At 59.4% G+C, this 2,366-nt stretch carries 3 protein-coding genes; all 3 read left to right on the top strand.

Annotated features, from left to right (window positions below):
- On the top strand, positions 1 to 784 hold a 784-nt coding region (locus A6723_RS30950; protein WP_064979918.1), incomplete at its 5' end, for a phage minor head protein.
- A gap of 101 nt (positions 785 to 885) precedes the next feature.
- Positions 886 to 1,854: a hypothetical protein gene (locus A6723_RS30955; RefSeq protein WP_054906972.1), complete on the top strand. Its 969-nt coding sequence runs from the start codon at positions 886 to 888 to the stop codon at positions 1,852 to 1,854.
- 76 nt (positions 1,855 to 1,930) lie between these two features.
- On the top strand, positions 1,931 to 2,366 hold a 436-nt coding region (locus A6723_RS30960; RefSeq protein ID WP_218188789.1), incomplete at its 3' end, for a phage protease.

The raw sequence follows: 2,366 nt of genomic DNA on the forward strand, positions 1-2,366 counted from the left end.
AGATTGGCTGCGCGCCAGGGGCATCAAGCCTGGCTTTGWCCATCGCGACGTGTTCCAGGAAGAGCACGCCACCATCTTCACGGTGGCCAAGGCCATGAAGCTGGACATCCTGGAGGCAATCCGCTCCGCCGTGGATGAGATGGTCGACGGTGGCCAAGACTTCAACACCTTCCGCCGCGAGCTGCAGCCGCTCCTGGTCAAGCAGGGATGGTGGGGCAAGGCCGATATGCTCGATCCGTTGACCGGCCAGACCCGCGAGGTCCAGCTGGGCAGCCCGCGCAGGCTCCGGGTCATCTATGACACCAACCTGCGCACCGCCAACGCGGCGGGCCAGTGGGACCGCATCCAGCGCACGAAGAAGACTCAGCCCTTCCTCCTGTATCAGCTCGGCCCGAGCCGACACCACCGAGCGCAGCACCTGGGCTGGGCCGGCATCCTGCTGCCTGCAGATGATCCGTTCTGGCAGACCCACTTCCCACCCAACGGCTGGGGCTGCAAGTGCTGGGTGCGCCAGGTCAGTCGCCGTGAGGCCGAGCGCCTGCAGGCGAGTGGCAAGTACATCACCGAGGCGCCTACCGGCAAGCTCCTGGAGTTCATCAACCAGCGCACCGGCCAGGTGCTCCAGGTGCCAGAGGGGATCGAGCCTGGCTGGGCCTACAACCCAGGCGCAGTACCCCGGCTGAAGCAAGCCGAGCAGCTCCTGGAAGAGAAGGAAAAGACATCCACCATCCTGGCTAAATCAGAACAGCCCGAGAAATCGCGCAGGAGAGGCGAAACGGACTGAGGATAGGCGGATGGGCAGGGAGTGTTCTTTTGAGCGGTGATGGCGTTTCTAACGCCCTTCTAACGCTATACAGTGTGTATGGCTGCGCGTAGGAGGCCATTATGTCCATGCTCGACAACGCCGTTACATCCATCCAGCTGGGAGTCGAAGACTTTCACGACAGCGACCCGCGCCGGATGCTGTCAGCTCTTCGCAATCTATATGCCGGCCTGCTCTTGCTGTTCAAATGCAAGCTGCAACAGTTAAGCCAGCCTGGCACGAACGAAGCGCTGTTAAATGCATCGGTGAAACCTGTACTCGATCCGAATACAGGCCAGGTCCTGTGGGTAAGTGCTGGAAAGAAGAAAAAGACAGTTGAGGTAGCGGACCTCATCTCCCGACTTGATTCTCTGGGGGTGAAGGACGTTGACTGGGGGCTGCTGGAAAACCTCCAGCGCATTCGCAACGACGCGGAGCATTACTTTACAGCCGTCTCTGCCAGTCAGATGAAGGAAGCCATAGCCAACTCACTGCGACTAATAGTGCAGTTCTGTCGGCCGCATCTCGGTGCTGATCCCCGTGGCCTTCTTGGTGACGAGTGTTGGCAGTCCCTGGTAGATGTCGAACAGGTATATGCAGATGAGCTGGCGGCCTGCCGTAAGTCAATGGATGAGGTGGACTGGCCATTTACGCAGGTATCTGACTCGATAGATGAGGTCCGCTGCCCTTCCTGTGACTCTCAGTTGGTTCGGGTGGAGAACCCCAATGAGACGGACCCTAATCAACTCCGTTTCATGTGCACACAATGCGGAACAGGCCATAGTTATGAAGACGTTTTGGCGCCCGCTATCTCTGAGCATTTTAGCAGTTGGAACCATTACGACATCAAAGACGGTGGCGATGGATTTACGCAGGAGTGCCCGAACTGCGGGAACGATACGTTCCTGCTCGAAATTGGCGAGTGTGCAATCTGCTTCACCGAGCTGGAGTACACGGAATGCGTAGTGTGTGAGGAACCCTTGGGGGTGGACGACCAGCAGTTCCGAGGCTTCTGCAGTTATCACCATCACGTATTTAACAAGGACGATTAGATACGCTGATACCTCAGCTAATCTGCTGAACCCCTTCCTCTAAAACTAGCCCCCACCTGTCGCCGACTATGGCGACATGAAAAAGACGCCCCCACTCAAGACCACCCTCGCCACCGCGCTCTGTTTCGAGCTGGGTACTGACGTGCCCGAGTGGGTCGAGGTCCTTCCTCCTGGTCCAACCATTGGCGGCCGCGATGGCCGTCAGTGGTCCTACGACGCGAACCAGGTCATCAGCGAAACGGTTGCCCACACCCAGGGCATCGATCTGCCGTTCGACTACAACCACGGCACCGAGCTGAAAGCCCCCAAGGGTGAAGGGGCCGAGGCCTCCGGCTGGGCGCGTGAGTACCGCGTCAACGAGCGTGGTGCGGTGGAGGCCCGCGTGGAGTGGACGCAGAAGGCGCGCAACGCCATCGAGTCGAAGGAGTACCGCTACATCTCCCCGGTGTTCGCCTTCGACGAGCACACCGGGCGCATCGCCCGCTTCAGCAGTTTCGCGCTGGTCAACAAGC

Source organism: Pseudomonas sp. AU11447, assembly GCF_001672555.2.
GTDB lineage: Bacteria > Pseudomonadota > Gammaproteobacteria > Pseudomonadales > Pseudomonadaceae > Pseudomonas > Pseudomonas nitroreducens.

What these genes read in the sequence shown, in the direction of transcription:
- A6723_RS30955 (WP_054906972.1), top strand. Translation starts at nt 886, where the DNA reads ATGTCCATGCTCGACAACGCCGTTACATCCATCCAGCTGGGAGTCGAA.